Source organism: Enterococcus malodoratus ATCC 43197, assembly GCF_000407185.1.
GTDB lineage: Bacteria > Bacillota > Bacilli > Lactobacillales > Enterococcaceae > Enterococcus_A > Enterococcus_A malodoratus.
Window position 1 is genome coordinate 71,830 of sequence record NZ_KE136482.1, and the last position, 20,437, is coordinate 92,266.

Annotated in this window: 19 protein-coding genes; 17 read left to right on the forward strand and 2 right to left on the reverse strand. The window is 42.8% G+C overall.

The features are described 5' to 3' along the window. Nucleotides 1-78: 78 nt before the first annotated feature. Nucleotides 79-822, reverse strand: a complete 744-nt coding sequence (locus tag I585_RS10195) for an epoxyqueuosine reductase QueH (RefSeq protein WP_010741685.1) — start codon at nt 820-822, stop codon at nt 79-81. A 493-nt stretch (nt 823-1,315) separates the two neighbouring features. On the opposite strand from I585_RS10195, the gene I585_RS10200 reads away from it, so the two are divergent. The 8 genes from I585_RS10200 (at nt 1,316) to I585_RS10235 (ending at nt 8,266) form a co-directional block, all read left to right on the forward strand. Continuing rightward, the gene (locus tag I585_RS10200) at nt 1,316-2,047 is read left to right on the forward strand and encodes a GntR family transcriptional regulator, LSA1692 subfamily (protein WP_010741686.1); all 732 of its coding nucleotides are present in this window, start codon (nt 1,316-1,318) and stop codon (nt 2,045-2,047) included. Between the two features lie 48 nt (nt 2,048-2,095). Further along, nucleotides 2,096-3,397 (forward strand): M20 family metallopeptidase, encoded by a 1,302-nt coding sequence (locus I585_RS10205; RefSeq protein WP_010741687.1) that lies wholly within the window; start codon nt 2,096-2,098, stop codon nt 3,395-3,397. A 180-nt stretch (nt 3,398-3,577) separates the two neighbouring features. Next, nucleotides 3,578-4,531 (forward strand): glycosylasparaginase, encoded by a 954-nt coding sequence (locus tag I585_RS10210; protein WP_010741688.1) that lies wholly within the window; start codon nt 3,578-3,580, stop codon nt 4,529-4,531. Between the two features lie 20 nt (nt 4,532-4,551). Further along, on the forward strand, nt 4,552-4,881 hold the full coding sequence (locus I585_RS10215) for a PTS sugar transporter subunit IIB (RefSeq protein WP_010741689.1): 330 nt from the start codon (nt 4,552-4,554) through the stop codon (nt 4,879-4,881). Between the two features lie 26 nt (nt 4,882-4,907). Continuing rightward, nucleotides 4,908-6,263, forward strand: coding sequence for a PTS cellobiose transporter subunit IIC (celB, locus tag I585_RS10220; protein WP_010741690.1), 1,356 nt, complete (start codon nt 4,908-4,910; stop codon nt 6,261-6,263). A 32-nt stretch (nt 6,264-6,295) separates the two neighbouring features. Next, nucleotides 6,296-6,619, forward strand: a complete 324-nt coding sequence (locus tag I585_RS10225; protein WP_010741691.1) for a PTS lactose/cellobiose transporter subunit IIA — start codon at nt 6,296-6,298, stop codon at nt 6,617-6,619. A gap of 102 nt (nt 6,620-6,721) precedes the next feature. Next, a complete protein-coding gene (locus I585_RS10230) occupies nt 6,722-7,519 on the forward strand; it encodes an N-formylglutamate amidohydrolase (protein WP_010741692.1) in 798 nt (265 codons plus the stop codon). A 3-nt stretch (nt 7,520-7,522) separates the two neighbouring features. Next, nucleotides 7,523-8,266: a class I SAM-dependent methyltransferase gene (locus I585_RS10235; RefSeq protein ID WP_010741693.1), complete on the forward strand. Its 744-nt coding sequence runs from the start codon at nt 7,523-7,525 to the stop codon at nt 8,264-8,266. 35 nt (nt 8,267-8,301) lie between these two features. Here I585_RS10235 and I585_RS10240 read toward each other — a convergent pair whose 3' ends face one another. Then, nucleotides 8,302-8,844, reverse strand: coding sequence for a helix-turn-helix domain-containing protein (locus I585_RS10240; protein ID WP_010741694.1), 543 nt, complete (start codon nt 8,842-8,844; stop codon nt 8,302-8,304). Nucleotides 8,845-9,083: 239 nt separating this feature from the next. On the opposite strand from I585_RS10240, the gene I585_RS10245 reads away from it, so the two are divergent. From I585_RS10245 to grdH, 9 genes are all read left to right on the forward strand, one after another. Next, entirely contained in the window at nt 9,084-9,863 is a 780-nt protein-coding gene (locus I585_RS10245; protein WP_010741695.1) for a glycyl-radical enzyme activating protein, read from the forward strand. A gap of 49 nt (nt 9,864-9,912) precedes the next feature. Next, nucleotides 9,913-12,315 carry a trans-4-hydroxy-L-proline dehydratase gene (hypD, locus tag I585_RS10250; RefSeq protein ID WP_010741696.1) on the forward strand — a complete coding sequence of 801 codons (2,403 nt, stop codon included), beginning with the start codon at nt 9,913-9,915 and terminating at the stop codon, nt 12,313-12,315. A 633-nt stretch (nt 12,316-12,948) separates the two neighbouring features. Beyond that, complete coding sequence (gene trxB / locus I585_RS10255; RefSeq protein ID WP_010741697.1) at nt 12,949-13,878, forward strand: thioredoxin-disulfide reductase; 930 nt, start codon at nt 12,949-12,951, stop codon at nt 13,876-13,878. A gap of 96 nt (nt 13,879-13,974) precedes the next feature. Next, nucleotides 13,975-14,292 (forward strand): thioredoxin TrxA, encoded by a 318-nt coding sequence (trxA, locus tag I585_RS10260; protein ID WP_010741698.1) that lies wholly within the window; start codon nt 13,975-13,977, stop codon nt 14,290-14,292. Between the two features lie 44 nt (nt 14,293-14,336). Then, on the forward strand, nt 14,337-14,801 hold the full coding sequence (gene grdA, locus I585_RS10270; RefSeq protein ID WP_099050637.1) for a glycine/sarcosine/betaine reductase complex selenoprotein A: 465 nt from the start codon (nt 14,337-14,339) through the stop codon (nt 14,799-14,801). A gap of 82 nt (nt 14,802-14,883) precedes the next feature. Then, nucleotides 14,884-16,419 (forward strand): glycine/sarcosine/betaine reductase complex component C subunit beta, encoded by a 1,536-nt coding sequence (gene grdC / locus I585_RS10275; protein ID WP_010741701.1) that lies wholly within the window; start codon nt 14,884-14,886, stop codon nt 16,417-16,419. Between the two features lie 4 nt (nt 16,420-16,423). Further along, entirely contained in the window at nt 16,424-17,581 is a 1,158-nt protein-coding gene (gene grdD, locus I585_RS10280) for a glycine/sarcosine/betaine reductase complex component C subunit alpha (RefSeq protein WP_010741702.1), read from the forward strand. 65 nt (nt 17,582-17,646) lie between these two features. Beyond that, nucleotides 17,647-18,972, forward strand: a complete 1,326-nt coding sequence (locus I585_RS10285) for a glycine/sarcosine/betaine reductase component B subunit (RefSeq protein ID WP_010741703.1) — start codon at nt 17,647-17,649, stop codon at nt 18,970-18,972. Between the two features lie 94 nt (nt 18,973-19,066). Then, nucleotides 19,067-20,386: a betaine reductase selenoprotein B gene (grdH, locus tag I585_RS10290; RefSeq protein ID WP_081631777.1), complete on the forward strand. Its 1,320-nt coding sequence runs from the start codon at nt 19,067-19,069 to the stop codon at nt 20,384-20,386. Nucleotides 20,387-20,437 lie beyond the last annotated feature (51 nt).

A 20,437-nucleotide genomic window follows, 5' to 3' on the forward strand; every position in this document is an offset into this window, starting at 1 on the left:
GAATTTATCCATATTTTGAATCATTTTCTTTGGTCAAAAAAAGAACCGATAGAGAAAATCTATCCGTTCTAAAAAATCTTATGATTCCGCTGGTTGTTTCTGATGTTCCTGCACAAATGCTTTGGCTTCTTTATTGATCGTTTTCAAATCACAGCCCTGCTGTTTCGCGGTAAAAACACAGCCGCAGTAGCATTGACGGTAAACATCATATTCTTTGCACATTTCAATTGAGCGTTGATAACCGGAATTTTTTTTGAAATCACTTGGCAGATAGTGGGTATTGTAAATCTTTTGGATATCCATGCCGATTTGATTGATCAATTGACTATTTTTTTTCGGGGAGATCGTCAAGGCACTGCCGAAATAGTCATATCCACGTTCCAGCGCTTCTTTAGCCGCTAAATCCAAGCGCATATTAAAGCAGGCGGTACAGCGTTCGCCGCCCTCAGGTTCTTCAGTCAAATTCTTTTGCTGCATCAATTGAATGAATTCATTCGGTTTGTAGTCATCAATGATCAAGTCCACCTGATTGCCAGTCGCTTCATTAAAGTCATTGATAAATTTTTCTTGAACCAGAACCCGCCGTTGATACTCACTTTCGGGATGGATGTTTGAATTGGAAAAGAAAATTGTCACATCCGCGTGCTGAGTCAAAAATTCCAATGTATATGTACTACATGGCGCGCAGCAAGAATGAATCAGAATTCTCGGACGTACTTCCTCTTTTTCCCATGATTGAATCATCTTGTGCAACACACGATCATAATTTATTTTTTGGTTGCTCATTTTATCAACGATTTCCGTTGCATCTATTGTATTCATAAAATCACCTGTCGGTATTATAAGCGAAATGACTTCAGAAAGAAAGCGGAGCGAGAAGATAATTTTATTAAAACCCGCTGTTTCAAAAGTAAAAAAAATCTGAGAATGATTGAATTTTTCTAAATTACGAATATAGTATATACTGTTAGGTATATACCGAATGAATATTTACTAGTAAATGTTGGTCTAGCCAATACGCCAAAGAATCAGTATAGTGAAATTGAGAAGACCTTTGGCTTTAAAAATAGAAATAAATAGATTAATAGGAATAAGGGTGCCAGTTCCACTCGCATTTTTAATGGGTTAGAGGAATGGTATACGGTATGATCATCAGACTTATTTTTCTTAAAAGAAAAATAAATACATTAATAGGAATAAGGATGCCAGTTCCACTTGCATTTTTAATGGGTTAGAGGAATGGTATACGGCATGACCATCAGACTTATTTTTCTCAAAAGAAAAATAAATACATTGATAGGAATAAGGAGCGATTATGGAAGAGAAGAAAACGACAAAGGCGAAATTTGACCAAGTATCTGCTGAGATCGAAAAGCGAATCCATGAAGGTGTCTATGTGAGTTCGCAAAAACTGCCTTCAGAGTACGATTTGGCTAAAGAATTCGACTGCAGCCGCTTAACGGTTCGCAAAGCCATCGATGATTTAATCAATAAAAATATTTTGGTCAAGCGCCGTGGGAAGGGCAGTTATGTCATGTCGCAGCCAAAAATTCAAAGTGGACGTTCTGGGCTGCAAGGCTTTACTGAAGCGGCGAAGGCCTACGGGAAAACCAGCAGTACGGAAGTAATCTCGTTTCAAAAGGTAGACGAGCCCTCAGAAGAAATACTGAGCGCGCTGCAATTAGAAGAGGATCATCCAATCTATGAACTCGTTCGTCGGCGGATTTTAGATGATGAGCCGATGACGGTCGAAAAGATCTACTTGTCTGAAGATTATGTCAAAGGCTTGACCAAAGCGGATTTTGACGGATCGTTATTCAAGTTGTTGGAAGAAAAAACTGAGATCGCCTATTCGCACCAAGAGGTAGAAGCTATCTTAGTCACTCCCGATCTTTCAAAACTATTGGATGTGCCGATGGGGGAACCGTTGCTGCAGGTTTATTCGGTGACATTCGCATTAGATGCGACGCCGATCTTTTACGATATCTCCTATTATCGATCTGACCGCTATGTCTTCAAAACAACGTTGACCCGTTATAGTCATTAGAGAGTACGAAATAAAATAGAAAATTTAATAGGAATCAGGAGGCTTCTCATGTCCATTGATTTTAGAAAAGTAATTGAGGAAAACAAAGAGCAGTTTTATCAGGATCTGGATCAAGTGATGCAGGTAGAAAGTGTCAAAGGAACGCCTGCAGAACAGGCACCTTTCGGAAAGGGACCCAAAAAAGCACTAGAGACAGCACTGGCATTGGCTCGAAAATATGGTTTTGAAACAGCGATCGTAAACGACGCGGTCGGCTATGCTCAGTGGGGTGAAGCTGAAGAATATATTGGTGTAGTGGGCCATTTGGATGTCGTGCCTGCCGGTGACGGCTGGTCGTTTCCACCTTTCAAATTGAGCAAGCAGGATCAACGTTTCTACGGCCGAGGAATTTTGGACAATAAAGGACCGATCCTCGCTTGCCTGTTCGGGTTGAAGCTGCTGAAAGAACTGAATTTACCAATCAAAAAGACGATTCGGATCGTTTTTGGAACGGATGAGGAAAGCGGCAGTTCGGATATTCCGCTGTATTTAAGTGAAGAAAAAGCACCGCAATTCGGTTTTACTCCCGATTGCAAATATCCGGTGGTCTATGGTGAACGAGGAATCGTCAATTATGAAATTTTGACAACGTTCTCTGAAGCTGAATTGACTATTTTAGGTGAATTTATCGGTGATCAGGCGCGGGATCACGTGCCGGATGACTTGTCCGTAGCGATCAATGGCACAGAAATTCATGTAATCGGGAAAAGAGCTCCATCGAACGCGCCTGAGCTTGGAGAAAACGCGATTACCTTGTTAGCAGAAAAAATTATCCAAGAGAACCGAACTTCTGGTAAGCTGGCGGATTATTTCTCATGGATCGTCAAAAGTTTGGCGAATCAGCATTATGGCGAAGGGTTGGGAATTGATTTTTCCGATGCTGACAGCGGAAAATTAATGATCACCCCCTATCAGTTAATCAAAAAAGGCAATCAATTAGCCCTTTCTGTTGCCATTCGCTATCCGGTTTCAATTGAAGAATCTGATGTAACAAAGGCTCTGGAAGCTCATCTGCCTGCTGAAAGTCAGTTAGAAGTCAGCCGCCGAATCAAAAGCAGTCATTTTCCGAAAGAGGACCCAAATGTTCAAACACTAGCCAGTGTTTATGAAGAGGTAACGGGATTAGATGGGACACCGGTAACAACTACGGGAGCGACCTATGCGCGTTTTGTTCCGAATATTGTCGCGTTCGGCCCGTCATTTCCTGGGCAAAAGGGTATCGCTCATAATCGCGACGAATATATGGATGAAGAAGACTTGTTACTAAACATGGAAATTTACATGCGGGGAATGTTAAAACTAATCGAATAGCAGAATTTAAAAGGTCTGACGATCAATGTCAGGCCTTTTTTTGCAGGATTTATTTTTTTTAGCTTAGAAAACGCTAAAAAAAGATAAATAAATTTCAAATTTAGTATATACAAAACAGTATATACTATTTATAATGAGGTCAGATTTCTAAATGTAAACGGTAACGGAAGGAGCACGACAATGGCGTGGGGAGCAATTGCCACATGGCGTATGGCGCACGATGGCGTAGTAGAAGCGATGCGTTTATTAGCAGAAAAAGGTGAAGCGGGGGATGCCGTAGAGACCTTGATCAAAACAGTAGAGGATTATCCTTACTATAAATCGGTCGGGTTTGGCGGATTGCCAAACGCGGAGGGCATCTTGGAAATGGATGCGGCCTTCATGCATGGAGATACCTTTGAAATCGGCGCAGTCGCCGGCATCACGGATGTAAAAAATCCAATCTCTGTCGCACGAAAACTTAGTCAAGATAAATTCAACAGTTTTCGAGTGGGTGAAGGTGCCACAAAATATTCAATGTTAGAAGGCTTTGAAAGAAAAAGCATGCTGACGGAACGGGCCCACAAGATTTGGGAGAAACGGCTAATAGAGATTCACGAAAATAATTTAAATCCTTATGACGGCCATGATACGGTCGGCGCGATCACCTTGGATCAAATGGGAACGCTGACAGCGGGAACCTCCAGCTCGGGTCTATTTATGAAAAAACCGGGTCGCGTAGGGGATTCTCCGTTATCTGGTTCAGGCTTTTACGTCGATAGCGAAATCGGCGGAGCAACTGCGACGGGTTTAGGTGAAGATCTAATGAAGGGATGTTTATCCTATGAAATCGTCCGTTTGATGGGCGAAGGCTTCACACCGCAAGCTGCTTGCGATAAAGCCGTTTATGAATTTCACGATAAATTAACCGCCCGCTATGGAAAGGCCGGCGCCTTCTCCTTGATCGCCATGAACACCAAAGGGGAGTGGGGCGTTGCTACCAATGTCGAATTTACCTTTAGTGTTGGTAACGATCAGCAGGAACCGCAAATTTTTATCGCCGATATGGGAGCGAACCATACTACCAATATCCAGCCAATCACCCAAGAGTGGTTAGAAGCATATGAAAAACGAATCAAAGCACCAATCGAATAAACAATAGGAGAGTGGAGAACATGAGTAAAAAACAAATTTATTTATTTTGTGATGCAGGAATGTCAACGAGTATTATGGTGAACAAAATGATGGAAATCGTCGATAAGCACAATATGCCGCTTCAAATCACGGCTTTTCCAGTGGCGCGTTCGCAAGAAGTTGTTGAAAAAGAAAAACCAGTGGCGATTCTTTTAGGCCCGCAAGTGAAATTCTTGCTGGAAAAAACCAAAGAACAATTCGCACCGCAAGGGATTCCAGTTGCTGTGATCGCACCAGAAATCTACGGCATGATGGATGGCGAAAAAGCGATGAAAGAAGTTTTAAAATTAATCAAACAAAATAAAAAATAATCCATGATCGATTGGAGGAAAAAAAGATGCAGAAGTTTTTAAACTGGTTGGAGAAAATTTTAACACCGCTGGCCAAAGTAATCGGAGAAAATAAGTATTTGATTGCGATCCGTGACGGATTTTTGATTTCAACGCCATTATTAATCGTTGGTTCCTTTTTCCTATTACTTGCGAATTTCCCGATTCCTAATTGGAGCAATATGATCTCTCCGATTCTAGGAAAGAACTGGGAGTCGCTGATGTCAGTACCCGCTTCGGCGAGTTTTGATGTAATGGCCATTTTGGCTGTTGTCGGGATTGCCTACAGTTTAGGGCGTCAATTAGAGATAGATGCGATCCAGTCAGGTGCACTGGCTTTGGTTTCATTCTTCATTTTGACACCGTATACGACGATGTTTACTCCTGAAAATAGTACTCAAGTTTATGAAGTAACCAGCTTGCCGTTAAAATGGATGGGTTCAAGCGGTCTATTCTTAGGGATGATCATCGCTTTAGTTTCAACTCGAATTTTCGCGGCAGTGATTCACCGCGGCTGGACGATCAAAATGCCAGAAGGCGTTCCGCCGACCGTTGTGAAATCTTTTGAAGCATTGATTCCAAGTTTTGTTGTGGTAACGATCATGTTCGTTATCAATTGGCTAGTTTCATTAACATCAATGGGGAACCTGCAAGATGTCATCTTTAAATTCCTGCAAACGCCATTATTAAGCTTAGGAAATACTTTAGGGGCAATGATCGTTGCCTACTTGTTCTTGCACTTCTTCTGGTTCTTCGGAATCAACGGTTCTAGTGTTGTTGGAGCGGTATTCAATCCAGTTCTACGCGCGTTGTCAGTTGAAAATATGCAAGCGTTTAAAGATGGTCATGAAATTCCTAATATCATTACCGGCCAATTCCAAGATATGTTTGCCACTTTCGGCGGCGGCGGATCGACCTTATCATTGATTATCGTGATGGTGATCTTCTGTAAGAGCCAGCGAGTGAAAAAACTATCACAATTATCATTAGTACCAAGTATTTTCGGGATTAATGAGCCGATTATTTTCGGCTTGCCGATCGTATTGAATCCGATTATTTTGATCCCATTTGCACTAGTTCCTACTATTAATATTATTATTTCTTATTTTGCGATGGATTGGGGCATCGTTCCTTATACAAACGGGATTCAGTTGCCATGGACAGTACCGCCGATTATCTCTGGATTCTTAGTCAGCGGCTGGCAGGCCTCGGTGCTGCAGGCCCTGCTGATCGTCTTGGGAATGGTGATTTACTATCCATTTATCAAGGTATTGGATGATCAATACTTGCGCGAGGAAAAAGAGGCCGAAGAATTAGAAACAGAAGAAATTGATTTTGATACATTCGATTTTGATGAAATCTAAAATAGATAAAGTGATGGAAGGAATTTTTGCAGATGAACGATGAACAATTACAAGTAGTCATGGGCTTGATCATGAATGCCGGCAATGCGAAAAGCGAAGCCGTTGCTGCTTTGGCCGCGGCAAAGGAAAATAATTTTTCCGAAGCTGAGGAGCGAATGAAGGCGGCAAACGAGGCATTGGTTGAAGCACACAATACGCAGACAGGGCTATTGACTGCGGAGGCAAGCGGAAACAACTCAGAAGTGACGCTATTGATGGTACACAGTCAAGACCATTTAATGAATGCCATTTCCTATATCGGCTTGACGCAAGAATTGATCGATATGTGTAAACGTTTGACAGCTTTAGAAAACTAAACAGACAATGAACTGACAAGGTATAATAGCCTTGTCAGTTTTTTTGTATTCATTAATTATTTCAAAAGGCCTATAATCAAGGAAAAAGAAAGCAGGGAATAAATGAACCCATTCACTATTTATAATGAAGGAAAAAATGAAGCGCCTGTCATTATCAGCCTGCCTCATAGCGGAACCTGGATACCAGAAGAGATGCGGAAAAGTTTACGAAATGAGGCTGTTCTAGCAAATACTGACTGGTTTTTACCGGAATTGTACAGTTTTTTGGCAGCCAGCGGCTATACAGTGATCGAAAATCAGGTGAATCGGTATGCGGCTGATCCTAATCGCGAGAGTCGTATGTCTGGCGAGGATTATCAAGCTACCGCGGTTTATCAGCGGAATACCTTTGGCAAGCAGTTATATAATGAGACGCTCTCGCCACAAACGATCGATGAACGGTTGAACAAATATTATTGGCCGTATCATCAGGCGCTGCAAGAATTGATCGAGGAAAAACGAAAGTATTTTTCAAAAATCTACCTGTTTGATCTGCATAGTTTTGCGGAATATCCGAATGTTGATCAGCAGAAACCCGCTGATTTTGTGATTGGAAATCAAGCAGATCAAACTGCCAGCGCGGATTTGCGTGAGGCATTGACGGAGTTACTAGAGGCGCAAGGGTATAGTGTTTCGAATAATCATCCGTTTCGCGGCGGATTTATTACGCACCATTATGGGCAGCAGGCCGCGATCGAAGCGCTGCAGCTGGAGATTCGTTATATTCAATACATTGAGAAGCGATCGTTTGGCGAAGAAGAATTGAGCAAGTATGATCCGGAATTGTTCTTATCAACGCAAAAACAGTTAAAAAAGATTTTTGCTGAATTACTAGCTAAACTTGCATGCGAGAGGAAGTAAAAAATGAACGAGCGGAATACGTTTACCCAAAAATTATTGATCGACTCTGGTATCAAAGAAAACCTGCGAATTTTAGATGTCGGCTGCGGCACTGGCGAAGTCAGTTTTTTAATTCAGGAGCTGATGGCTGGCACTGGTGAAATTGTTGGAATTGACATCAATGAAGCAGCGATTGCAGGTGCCCAAAAAACGGCCGATGAAAAACAGCTGACTAATGTACGATTCATGACGCTGCCGATGGACGCTGCGGCGGAAAAATTAGGAACGTTTGACGCAATTGTCGGCAGGCGAATACTGATGTATCTGCCTGATCCCTTTCAGGCAATCAAGGATCTAGCAAATTGTTTAAAGCCCAACGGACGTATGATTTTTCAAGAAAGCGATGCAGCAGGAGCGGGGACGTTGGCTGAAAAATTTCCGCTGCACACCCAAGCGCAACAGTGGGTCTGGGAAACCGTCGCTCATGAACAAGGGAATATTCACATTGGTTCTGAAATGTATTCTTTGTTTACCAAAGCGGGGCTTACGGTGAAGGATGTTCGTGCAGAAGCCGTTTTACAGACGGCTGAAACAGGCAGCGATCTTGCTTGGCTACTTCAGATGATGGCGGGGCGAATCATTCAAACAGGCGCCGCAACAAAAACAGATTTAGAAAGCATCAATGAAGAAGCGTTACTCAAGGAAATGCATCAGGCACAAGCGGTCTTCCTCAGAGATATAAACTTTGGCATTTGTGGGGAGAAATAAAAAAGCGTTCGATCAAATTTTTGATCGAGCGCTTTTTAATAATCATTTGGGGAATGAACGACGATGAATTTTACAACATTGCTCGTCTGGTTGTCCCAGTTGTGATCAATCGTCGAAAAATAATGCGCCGAGTCGCCAGGATAAAGCTGGTAGGTCTCTTTTTCGATCACCAAGGTCAAAATTCCTTCTAATACATAAACAAATTCTTCACCTTGATGCGGATAAGTAGTAGGCAGCTCGCGTTTTTCGTGGGGCATGATCTCAATCATCTTCGGTGCGATCTGTTTATCTTGAGGTGTCCGGCTCAACTGCTTGTAGATCATATTGTTCAATTTATGGATGACTGGTTGATCATATCCGCGAACGATCGGTTCGATTTCGGGCTCCTCTTCAAAGAAGTAATTGATTTTTACTTTGAATAAGTCCGCGATATTCGACAAATGCTCTACCGCAATAGTCGTGATTCCTCGTTCAAATTGAGACAAAAAGCCTGTAGACAGGCCTGTTGCCTCGGAAAGCTGTTTAAGGGTCATGCCGCGTTCATTGCGCAGGTTTTTTACTTTTTCGCCAATATTCATCTCCATACCTCTATTTCATATTAAAGTAATTTCTGATTAAGAAAGAACTGAGCAGGATGCCTATTGCGCGTATCCTGACATCAATTAGTTATTTTTAGTATACCCGAAAAACCGTAAAACGCCTAACCATCATTTAAATGAAAAACTTTAGAAAAAATAAGTTAAAATATTCACTATTATGAATAAAGCGCTTGCAACTAAACGAGCGGCGCTTTATAATTGAGGCGGGAGGGAAGAACGTGAAAAAGCCTACGATTTTTAATATTCAGAAGTTTTCGACCCACGATGGGCCGGGGATTCGGACAACGATTTTTTTCAAAGGGTGTCCCATCAGATGTGAATGGTGTCACAATCCTGAAAGCCAAGTATTTGGGCCGGAAATCATGTTAAACAAATACGGCAAAGAAGAACTGATTGGCAAGGACTATTCGATTCGTGAGTTGGTCAAAAAAATTCAATCAGACCAAATCTTTTATGATCAGTCAGGGGGCGGGGTGACCTTTTCTGGCGGTGAAGTGATGGCGCAAAATATGGATTATGTAGTGGAACTGGCGCAAGAGTGTCAACGATTGGGGATAACGGTCGCGATTGATACTTGCGGAGTAGCACCAACGGAGAATTATCAGCGAATTTTACCTTACGCGGATTTGTTTTTGTACGATTTAAAGTTCATCGATTCACATAATCACCAGCTTTATACCGGTGCAGGGAATCAGCTGGTCCTGGAAAATTTACGTTTCTTATCGGAGAACCAAGCGGAGATCAATTTACGTTTGATCTTATTAGATGAAATTAATGCCGATGAAGTAGATGCGGAGGCGATTATTGACTGGTTGGCAAAAGAAAAAATTCATGTGAATGAAATTTCACTGCTACCCTATCACGATTTTGGCCGTGACAAATATGAACGTTTGAAACGTGTGTGTACGCAAAACTTTATCAAACCGGCAGACGAAAAAGTTGAACGGCTTCAAAAGGTTTATCAAGATGCTGGTTATCAAGTGACGATCGGCGGATAAAGAAATATAAGGAAGCATTGGATCAAAACATAAAACAGGAGGAATAGTAATGACAGAATTAACACTGGAACCAACAAGAAGAGGGAGCACAGAACGAATCAAACGGTTGCGGGAGATCAGTGATAAGGAATGTACACCGAGTATTTCGATGGAACGAGCGGTCCTATTGACCGAGGCTTACAAGAAATGGGAAGGTAAAGTTTCTGCCCCTGTTCTACGCGGTCTTTCTTTCAAGTACATCATGGAAAATCGAACGAACTACATTGAAAAAGGCTCGTTAGTTCTTGGAGAAAAGGGTGACAAGCCTTGGGCGGCACCAACTTTCCCTGAATTATGCTGCCACACCTTGGAAGATTTCGACAATATGCATAATCGCGAAAAAGTATTTTTCCGAGTGAGTGAAGAAGATCGACGGGTACAAGAAGAGGTTATTATTCCTTATTGGCATGATCGTGCGATGATGACACGGATGAATCGTCTATTACCAGAAGAATGGCACTTATTATTTGATGGCGGCCTATATACAGAATTCTTGATGCAGCGCGGACCGGGACATACGGTAGCAGACGGAAAAATGTACCAAAAAGGCTTCGCTGATTTCATAGCAGATATCCAACAGGAAATCGACAGTTTGGACTATAACAATGATATGGAAGCATTGAATAAACGCGAAGAATTAGAAGGCATGAAGTTAGTCTGCGAAGGGATGATCATTTACGGCAAACGCTACGCGCAGCAATGTCGCGATATGGCTGAATCAGAAACAGACCCGCAGTGGAAACAGGAACTGTTGGAGCTGGCTGAAGTCTGCGATGTGGTTCCAGAGCATGCGCCGCAAACCTTCCGTCAAGCGATCCAAATGTATTGGTTCACTCATATTGGCGTGACTGTCGAAATGAACAACTGGGATGCTTATTCTCCAGGGAAATTGGATCAGCATTTAGAACCTTTCTATGAAAAAGATATTGAAGAGGGTCGTTTGACCCGTGAAGAAGCGCGCGAGTTGTTAGAAAATCTCTGGATTCAATTTAATAATCAGCCAGCGCCGCCAAAAGTCGGAATCACCTTAAAAGAAAGTGGTACTTATACCGACTTCTGTAACTTAAATACGGGTGCCTTGCGTCCTGATGGAACCAGCGGCGTAAGTGATGTCAGCTACCTAATCTTAGAAGTTATGGACGAAATGAAATTATTGCAGCCAAGTTCCAATGTACAGATTTCGCGTAAATCACCAGAGAAATTCCTGCGTGAAGCATTAAAAGTCTCGCGTAAAGGCTGGGGACAACCGGCGATGTATAACTCTGAAGCGATTTTGGCGGAACTAAGCTACTTAGGAAAATCCGTTGATGATGCCAGAGAGAGCGGAATTTGTTCAGGCTGTGTCGAAGTTGGTGTGGCCGGAAAAGAAGCCTATGTATTGACCGGGTATCTTAATATTCCGAAAATCTTTGAATTGGCAATGAATCGCGGCTACGATCATTATTCTGATAAACAAGTCGGGATCGACGTGGGCGATTTCACTGAGATGAAAACCTATGAAGAAGTCTTCAACGCTTTTTATGAAGAATTGCAATACGTGGTGGATGTGAAGGTTGCGGGGAATAACTTGATTGAACGGATGTACATGGAATTCATGCCGGTACCATTGCTTTCTGTGATGTCCGATGATTGTATCAAGGTCGGAAAAGACTACAATGCCGGCGGCGCTCGTTACAATACCAGCTATATTCAATGTGTTGGGATCGCGACGATTACTGATTCATTGGCGGCAATCAAACACAACGTCTTCGAAGAAAAAACGATGACGATGCAAGAGCTGCTGGCTGCCTGTGAAGCGGACTTTGAAAACTATGACGAGATTTACGACAGAGTTTATAATGAAACACCTAAATACGGAAATGACGATGAATATGCGGATATGTTATTGCGAGATGTCGCGGCTTCATTGCAAGATGTAATCGCGGGACGACCAACACCGAAAGGTTCGAAAACAGTAGTAGAGTTCTTACCGACAACGTGCCATGTTTACTTTGGTCAAGTCATGGAGGCTTCACCAAACGGCCGTCATAAAGGAATCCCATTACCAGATGGCATTTCACCAGAAAAAGGGGCCGATCGCAACGGTCCGACAGCAGTAATCAAATCTGCTTCGAAAATCGATCAAACCAAAACCGGCGGTGCATTACTAAATCAGAAATTTACTCCTAGTGTGGTAGCAGGTGAAGCGGGAATCACGAACATGGCCTCACTAGTTCGCAGCTACTTTGCTTTGGACGGGCACCACATCCAATTCAACGTGATTGATCGAGAAACCTTGCTGAAGGCGCAAAAACATCCGAAGGAATACGAAAACTTGATTGTTCGGGTAGCGGGCTACAGCGATTACTTCAATAATTTAGAAAAAGCTCTGCAAGATGAGATCATTTCTCGGACAGAGCAAGCATTCGGATAAGCCTAAAATCCTCGACAGTTGTCGAGGATTTTTTGCGTTAAGTCAGAGGAAAGACGCTCTGGCTTTTTATTTTTTTACCGATATAAAAATAGATAACGCTTCAAGCAGAAAAAAGCATCATCAGCCAAAAAAACTATTTGAAAAAAAGTAAATTATTTATTTGACTGTTTTTGGTTTAAAGGAGGAGGTCAGCTTAATAGTTACAATATTTTGAATTTCAAGTTTGGGATTATAATTCAAAGGAATTGTGGATTAAGTGAAAATAGTAACTATATCATGTATCTGATTATATTAGGCAACAGATAAAACGGTTGTAAATTATTTCTAAAAGACGAAGGACGATTAAAAAATAAAATAAATAACAACAAAAATGAATAGAAAAAAGATTGAAAGTCGAAATGAATGCTGATAAAATGGGTTTGTCTATATTAGTCGTTTGTCGACAATCGACTATAATTGGATGAATAGATTTTATTAGAAGCTAATCTATTTGAGTGTTTTGTAATGCTCATATAATCACAATTGAAACTGTAATCAACAAGCTCCAAAAAAGAAAGCGATATCATTTTGGTTTTTTAGAAAATCACGGTGAGTTTTCATCGTATTTTATATAGAACGGAATGGAGGATAGATATGCAAGTGTATGACGTAATTATCATCGGTGCAGGTCCCGCGGGATTGTCAGCAGCTATTTATGCCGGGCGGGCAAGGTTAAAAACATTGCTAATCGAAAAGGGTAAGGATGGTGGACAAATCATACTGACTTCCGAGATTGAGAATTATCCCGGCAGTCTGGAGAAGGAATCCGGTCGTTCTCTGATTAAACGGATGACCGAGCAAGCAGCATCATTCGGTGTTGAGCGCGCAGCGGATACGATTGTTGAAGTCGATTTTTCGAATGATGTGAAAGTAATCAAGGGCAAAAAAGGGGAATATCAAGGGCGTTCAATCATTATCGCCTCGGGAGCTTACCCTCGGCCGATCGGTTGTGCGAATGAAAAGGAGTTCATGGGTAAAGGGCTCTCTTATTGTGCGACCTGTGATGCGGCCTTTTTCGAAGATATGGAAGTTTTTGTGATCGGCGGCGGGAATTCAGCGGTGGAAGAGGCGATCTTCCTATCAACCTTTGCTCGTAAAGTGACGATCATTCAAAATCTCGCAGAACTGACCGCAGATGCGATCGCGATCGAACAAGTTAAGGCCAACGAGAAGATCCACTATGTCTATAATTCGGTCGTGGAGAGTCTCGAAGGTGACGGCATTGTTGAAGCGATCACGATTCGCAACACTGAGACAAATGAAACGACCCGCTTCGATGCTGACGAAGAAGACGGGCTGATTGGTATTTTCAGTTTTATCGGTTATTTGCCGCAGTCGAAAATTTTTGAAAATATCGTTGAAATGGAGAGAGGCTACATTAAAACCGATGAAAAGATGGCGACGAATGTTCCGGGCGTATATGCTGCTGGCGATGTTCGGGTCAAAAATGTTCGTCAAGTTGTCACAGCAAGTGGCGATGGCTGTACAGCGGCTGTTGCGATTGAAAAGTATCTGCATCATTAAAATTTTTCTTGAAATGTCAGCTCCGTACCTTTGCATAAGTAAGCGGATTGGCAGATGAAGTGTGGATTAGAAAATTGATTAAGGAGTAGTTTGACTATGAAAGTTTTAGATAAAAAGAATTTTGAAGCGGAAGTATTGCAAAGTCAGGGAACGATGCTGGTTGATTTTTTCTCAGAAACTTGTGAACCCTGCCAAGCTTTGATGCCCAGTATCGAAGAATTTGCGGATAAATACAGTGAGAAAATACCATTCGCTAAGTTAGATACAGCGAAAGCCAGAAGAGTGGCGATCGGCCAAAAAATTCTTGGCATACCAGTAATCGCTATCTATAAAGACGGTGAAAAAATCGAAGAGCTGGTGAAAGACGATGCTACACCTGAGAGTGTAGAAGCAATGATTCAAAAGTATATTTAACGGGTCAAACCGTTTAAATAATAAAAAAACAAGGAGGAATCATTATGTTGCTGAAAGACAAAAAAGTTATCATCCTCGGCGACAGAGACGGCGTTCCCGGGCAAGCCATTGAAGAATGTGTGAAACCACTAGGCGCAGATGTAGTATTCTCATCCACAGAATGCTTTGTCTGAACGGCCGCGGGCGCAATGGATCTGGAAAATCAAAAGAGGGTCAAAGAGTTTACAGAGGAATTCGGTGCTGAGAATATTGTTGTTGTTCTTGGCGCGGCGGAAGGTGAAGCTGCTGGGTTAGCAGCCGAAACTGTAACTTTGGGTGATCCTACGTATGCCGGTCCATTAGCGGGAGTCCAGTTAGGACTTGACGTATATCATATCGTTGAACCAGAAATGAAAGAAGCGATTGACTCTGAACTGTACGAGGAACAAGTTGGAATGATGGAAATGGTCTTAGATGTTGACGATATTGTCGACGAAATGGCTTCAATTCGAAGTCAAATAAGTGAATAAGTTTTGCGTGCAGTTCTTTTATGATACTGGACGAGGACTTGTTCAGTATCATTCCAAAATTTTGATCAGAAAGGATGTTCCTATGTATAGCGTATTGAAAGGGTCGAGCTATTATCTGGCACATACTCCAGATATGGTCGTTCATAATGGCACTACTCAAACACTTCAAAGAAAAATTGATCCTGATTCAGAATACTTAAAAGAAATAAGCAACCACTTGCGCGATTACGAAACCTGCGTGTCCTATCCGCCGAATCAAGTTTATATCGGGAACATGACTCCAGAAGAGCTCGAAAAAATCGAAACTCCTTGGTATGACAAAAAAGCTGAGGACAAACGACAAGGGAAATTTGGAGAAATCATGCCAGAGGATGAGTTTATCGGCATGTTGAAATACGTTGATGTTTTTGATTTGGTCAAATTGAATGATGAATTTAGTAAACAGGTAAAAAATAAATTAGATAAACATCCATTACTGGATGAGAAAATTTTAGCAAAGCTCGCAGAGGAAGTTTCTTCTGATGAGATCTTAGGTTTTATCGAAAATGAGAAGGCAGAACCGATCCGCTTTAATGACGAGATCGTTGGTTGTGTAAAAGCCGCTCACAATTTGGATGATACCTTATTTGCGCATGTCATTTTTGAAAATCTTGTTTCAAAGGCCTCTTGTACGATTGCGATTTTACACTTGCTTCAACAAACAGGCATCGATAAAAACGAAATTGAATATGTCTTGGAATGTTCAGAGGAAGCCTGTGGCGATATGAATCAACGCGGCGGTGGGAACTTTGCAAAGGCGGCAGCAGAAATGGCTGGATTGGAAAACGCGACAGGCAGCGATGTTCGCGGTTTTTGTGCTGGACCAACGCATGCTCTGATTCAAGCAGCTTCATTAGTAAAATCTGGTGTTTTCAAAAATGTGATCGTTGCGGCTGGCGGATCGACTGCAAAATTAGGCATGAATGGCAAGGACCATTTGAACAAAGGACTGCCGATTCTAGAAGACTGCGTCGCAAGTTTCGCGGTATTGATTTCTGAAAATGATGGGATTAGTCCAGAATTAAATACCGATATTGTCGGACGTCATACCGTTGGCACAGGGGCCTCGCCGCAAAAAGTGATTTCTTCTTTAACGAGTATTCCGTTAGAAAAAGCCGGTCTCAAGTTGACCGATGTCGATAAATACTCTGTTGAGATGCAAAATCCAGATATTACAAAACCGGCGGGAGCAGGCAATGTGCCGGAAGCAAATTATAAAATGATCGGCGCATTGGCAGTGATGAAAGGTCAAATCCAAAAAGCCGAATTGGCCGATTTCGTGAAGCAGCACGGCATGGTGGGCTGGGCACCGACTCAAGGTCATATTCCTTCTGGGATTCCTTATCTAGGCTTTGCTCGCGAGAATATTTTGGCTGGTGAACTCAATCGGACGATGTTTGTCGGAAAAGGCAGCCTTTTCTTAGGGCGGATGACGAACTTATTTGATGGGATTTCCTTTATGATGCAAAAAAATAGCGGAGAACCAGAAACGGCTGTTTCTGAAGAGCAAATTAAGCAGTTGATTGCGGAATCTTTACGCGACTTCGCGAGCCATCTTGTTGGAAAGCTTGAGGAATAAACTTATGGCTGGAAAAGATACGAAACAAATAATTGCTGAGGTATTTCAGGAACTTGCGGATACATTGGAAACCGGACGGGGTGTTTCGTCAACAGTAGCATTGACTGCTTTGGGGAGTGAGCATGACGAAGCAGAGCTGATTGATGCGGCGAAAATGGCGGCGGATAAAGGAATTTCTGTGAAGGTCATCGGGACTAAGGAAATTGATTATTCAGGCATCGAAAGTATCTTAGTTTCAGATACAGATGAAGCACAAAAAGAGCTGGAGAAGGTTTTGTCTGAAGGAACGGCGGATGCCGGTGTGACAATGCATTATCCGTTTCCCATCGGTATTTCTACTGTTGGTCGAGTCATCACGCCAGCAAAAGGCAAGCATATGTATCTTGCGACAACGACAGGTACTTCTGCGTTAACACGCGTTGAAGCTTTAGTGTTGAATGCCTTGTATGGCATTATCACAGCGAAAACCTGCGGTATTGCGGAGCCAACCATCGGCTTATTGAATATTGACGGTGCCCGCCAAGCGGAGATTATTCTAAAAAAATTGATGGATAAAGGGTATCCGATCCACTTTGCAAAATCCAACCGCAGCGACGGCGGAGCAGTCATGCGAGGCAATGATGTTCTGGCAGGGACGTGCGACGTCATGGTGATGGATTCCTTAACGGGGAATATTTTGCAGAAAGTCTTTTCTTCCTATAGTACTGGAGGAAATTATGAATCTTTAGGTTTTGGTTATGGTCCAGGTGTCGGCGAAGAGATGGACAAATTAATCATGATCGTTTCTCGCGCCTCGGGAGCTCCCGTTGTCTGTGGAGCCATCGAATTCGCGGATGAGCTGGTTCGTGGCGACTTCAAGCAAGTTCAAAAAACCGAATTTGCAAAATTGAAGCAGGCATCTTTAGAAACCTTACTAAAAGAAGCGCAGCCAAAGAAAGAGGCCGTTCAAGAGGAAGTAGCTGCACCAGATAAAGAAATTGTTACTGAAGAAATACATGGCGTTGAAATTTTGGATTTAGAAGATGCCGTGCAGCATTTATGGCAGAAAAATATTTACGCTGAAAGCGGTATGGGATGCACCGGTCCAGTGGTGATGATTGCAGAAAAGAGAGTATCGGAGGCAAAGGCTGTTTTGGCTGACGCCGGCTATATTGGCGGCTGATTAATCAGCTGCGGCAAAGATAGTTCAGTTAAAAATTAGTCCCAAAATGAGAAAGGAGTAAGCAAATGAAATTAGACATCGCAAATTTTCATGTTAAAGATATTCAGTTCGGTGAGAAAACAGAGTATGCCGAGGGTATCTTAACGATAAATAAAAAAGAAGCGCTAGCTGTTGTTTTTGAAGATGAACACATTACCGAAGCAGAACTGCATATTGTCAAACCTGGGGATGAAGTCCGAATGGTTCCAGTCAAAGAAGCCGTTGAACCGCGTTATCGGGTTGGGGGCGGCCCGGTATTTCCTGGTGTAACTGGAAAATTAATGCAAGCGGGCGACGGAGTGACTCATGCTTTAAAAGATATGAGTGTTTTAGTTGTCGGTCAGCATTACGGTGGGTTCCAAGACGGATTGATCGATATGAGCGGAGAAGGTGCGAAGTATACGTATTACTCGCAGCTTAAAAATGTTGTTTTGGTTGCTCATACCGATGAAGCATTCGAATACCACGAGCAGCAAAAGAAAAATCATGCCTTGCGTTGGGCAGGCATGCGTTTAGCAGAATATATCGGCGCTTGCACAAAAGGATTGAAATCAGATGAGGTGGAGACCTATGAGCTGGCACCAGTTACTAAACGGGATGAAGCCGTGAATCAATTACCAAGTGTAGTCTTTGTGCTGCAGCCGCAATCACAAATGGAGGAAGATGGCTACAATGATTTGAATTATGGCTGGAATTGCAATTCGATGCTGCCGACCTTTATGCATCCAAATGAGGTGTTGGACGGTGCGATGATTTCTGGTTCCTTCATGCCTTGTTCCTCAAAATGGTCGACCTATGATTTTCAAAACTTCCCAATGATTAAACGATTATATGAAGAACACGGGAAAACAATCAATTTCTTAGGCATAATCATGTCGAATCTGAACGTGGCTTTGGAACAAAAAGAACGGGCAGCCATATTTGTCGCTCAAATGGCGAAAAGCCTAGGGGCTGATAGCGCGGTGGTAGCCGAAGAAGGCTATGGGAATCCAGATGCTGATTTTACTGCTTGTTATGTGGCGTTAGAAGACGCGGGTGTTAAGACGGTTGGACTTACCAATGAATGTACAGGGCGGGATGGCGCCAGCCAGCCGTTAGTATCAATGGACGAAAAATGCGACGCGATCGTTTCAGCAGGGAATGTTTCTACTTTGATCGAATTACCGCCGATGAAAACAGTCTTAGGAGAATTGGAAGCTTTAGCCCGTGACGGACTTTCAGGCGGCTGGTCAAATGACGAAATTCTAGGCTCCTCGGTCAAATCAGATGGGTCAATCATTATGGAAAACAACGCGATGTTCTGCGGAGATCAAGTAGTCGGCTGGTCAACGAAAACGATGGTTGAGTTCTAATTCGACTTGCGGCTTATTATTTCAAGAACTGTTTAACAGCAGACACGATCTTTTTCCAAAATAGATCTCAGTAGTATGAATTAGGAGGGAAATTATGAAAGCGATTTTATACATTAATCAGTTTTTCGGTCAGATAGGCGGAGAAGAATTCGCTGGTCATGAACCGGAAATCAGAGAAGGAATTGTTGGCCCGGGTATGGCCTATGCCAAAGCCCTGAAGGATGAAATTGAAATCACTCATACCGTTATTTGCGGAGACAATTTCATGGGTTCAGAAACGGAAGAGGCAATCGAGCGTATCTTAGGATTTTTAGATGACAAAGAGTTTGATATTTTCTTTGCAGGTCCAGCGTTTCGAGCAGGCCGCTATGGGGTTGCCTGCGGTCATATTTGTTCGGCGGTTCAAAAGAAATTTGGCGTACCAGCAATCACCTCAATGAATGAAGAAAATCCCGGTGTAGAAATGTATCGCAAGGAAATGTACATTTTTGAAGGCGGAGCCAGCGCAGCGGCGATGCGTAAAGATGTGGCGAAAATGTCGGCTTTTGCTTTGCGTTTATTGTATGATGAAAAACTAAATTCAGCGGCGGAAGAAGGGTATTTTGGCCGCGGTGTTCGTGATCAAGTTTGGTTGAACCCGCCAATTCCTGCGACCGATCGTGTGATCGACATGCTGCTGAAGAAAGTAAATGGCGAAGAATACCAATCCGAATTGATTATTCCTAAATCAGAGCGAGCACCGATCGCGCCAGCTATCCCGGCGGAAGAATTAGCGAAAATCAAAGTAGCGCTAGTCACTTCTGGTGGGATCGTACCAGTCGGCAATCCTGATCGAATTCAATCGGCTTCGGCAACCAAATGGGGAAAATACAATGTAGACTCAATGGACGAGTTGAAAAAGGGTGAGTTTATGACGATCCATGCCGGGTTTGACCCGGCCGCAGCGAATGACGATCCCAATGTCGTATTACCATTAGATGTGATGAAAGAGTTCGCTAAAGAAGGAAAAATCGGCGGTGTTTATCCTTATTTCTATGCGACGGTTGGGACTGGAACAACGCAGGCGGAAGCAAGCCGGATGGGGCAAGAAATTGCACAGGAATTAATTGGTGATGGCGTTAAGGCCGTTATTCTCACCTCCACCTGAGGAACCTGTACTCGTTGCGGTGCAACGATGACCAGAGAAATCGAAAAAGCGGGAATTACAATTGTTCAAATGGCCAACTTGATTCCAGTTGCTCGGACAGTCGGTGTCAATCGGATCGTACCCACGATCTCGATTCCATATCCGCTAGGAGACCCAGCAACACCGAAAGAAGTTCAGCACAAGCTGCGCTACCATCGTGTGGGTGTTGCTCTAGACGCGTTATCGACTGAAATTGAAGAACCTCGACTCTTTGAAGTGAAAGTTTAGTAAGTGAATGACGAGTCGTAGAAATGCGGCTCGTCCGATTAAAAAACTTTG

What these genes read in the sequence shown, in the direction of transcription:
- I585_RS10285 (WP_010741703.1), top strand. Translation starts at nt 17,647, where the DNA reads ATGAAATTAGACATCGCAAATTTTCATGTTAAAGATATTCAGTTCGGT.
- trxA (WP_010741698.1), top strand. Translation starts at nt 13,975, where the DNA reads ATGAAAGTTTTAGATAAAAAGAATTTTGAAGCGGAAGTATTGCAAAGT.
- grdC (WP_010741701.1), top strand. Translation starts at nt 14,884, where the DNA reads ATGTATAGCGTATTGAAAGGGTCGAGCTATTATCTGGCACATACTCCA.
- I585_RS10240 (WP_010741694.1), bottom strand. Translation starts at nt 8,844, where the DNA reads ATGAATATTGGCGAAAAAGTAAAAAACCTGCGCAATGAACGCGGCATG.
- grdD (WP_010741702.1), top strand. Translation starts at nt 16,424, where the DNA reads ATGGCTGGAAAAGATACGAAACAAATAATTGCTGAGGTATTTCAGGAA.
- celB (WP_010741690.1), top strand. Translation starts at nt 4,908, where the DNA reads ATGCAGAAGTTTTTAAACTGGTTGGAGAAAATTTTAACACCGCTGGCC.
- hypD (WP_010741696.1), top strand. Translation starts at nt 9,913, where the DNA reads ATGACAGAATTAACACTGGAACCAACAAGAAGAGGGAGCACAGAACGA.
- I585_RS10195 (WP_010741685.1), bottom strand. Translation starts at nt 822, where the DNA reads ATGAATACAATAGATGCAACGGAAATCGTTGATAAAATGAGCAACCAA.
- I585_RS10235 (WP_010741693.1), top strand. Translation starts at nt 7,523, where the DNA reads ATGAACGAGCGGAATACGTTTACCCAAAAATTATTGATCGACTCTGGT.
- I585_RS10215 (WP_010741689.1), top strand. Translation starts at nt 4,552, where the DNA reads ATGAGTAAAAAACAAATTTATTTATTTTGTGATGCAGGAATGTCAACG.
- I585_RS10200 (WP_010741686.1), top strand. Translation starts at nt 1,316, where the DNA reads ATGGAAGAGAAGAAAACGACAAAGGCGAAATTTGACCAAGTATCTGCT.
- I585_RS10225 (WP_010741691.1), top strand. Translation starts at nt 6,296, where the DNA reads ATGAACGATGAACAATTACAAGTAGTCATGGGCTTGATCATGAATGCC.
- I585_RS10230 (WP_010741692.1), top strand. Translation starts at nt 6,722, where the DNA reads ATGAACCCATTCACTATTTATAATGAAGGAAAAAATGAAGCGCCTGTC.
- I585_RS10210 (WP_010741688.1), top strand. Translation starts at nt 3,578, where the DNA reads ATGGCGTGGGGAGCAATTGCCACATGGCGTATGGCGCACGATGGCGTA.
- trxB (WP_010741697.1), top strand. Translation starts at nt 12,949, where the DNA reads ATGCAAGTGTATGACGTAATTATCATCGGTGCAGGTCCCGCGGGATTG.
- I585_RS10205 (WP_010741687.1), top strand. Translation starts at nt 2,096, where the DNA reads ATGTCCATTGATTTTAGAAAAGTAATTGAGGAAAACAAAGAGCAGTTT.